The sequence below is a fragment of the Tritonibacter sp. SIMBA_163 genome (assembly GCF_046535935.1).
Taxonomy (GTDB): Bacteria; Pseudomonadota; Alphaproteobacteria; order Rhodobacterales; family Rhodobacteraceae; genus Epibacterium; species Epibacterium scottomollicae.
Genome location: NZ_JAWJBP010001039.1, coordinates 1 through 246 on the forward strand (window position 1 = coordinate 1; position 246 = coordinate 246).

1 pseudogene is annotated in these 246 nt (G+C 61.4%); it reads left to right on the plus strand.

Annotated elements, in window-relative coordinates:
- Positions 1-233 (plus strand): annotated as a pseudogene (locus tag R0J92_RS25500) (D-xylose ABC transporter ATP-binding protein); the annotation flags it as partial.
- Positions 234-246 lie beyond the last annotated feature (13 nt).

The following is a 246-nucleotide window of genomic DNA, read 5'->3' on the forward strand; positions in this document are numbered from 1 at the left end:
CGCGCGGCATCGACGTCGGGGCGAAATTCGCGATCTACAAGATCATGGACGAACTGGCGGCGGCCGGCATCGGCGTCGTCCTCATCAGCTCGGAACTGCCCGAGATCATGGGAATGACCGACCGCGTTGCGGTTTTCCATGGCGGACGCATCACCGGTATTCTGGAAACCCGGAAGACCGATCAGGAAGAAATCATGCGATATGCCTCCGGCTACGGCCCGACGGCGCACTGAGGTGACAATGGCG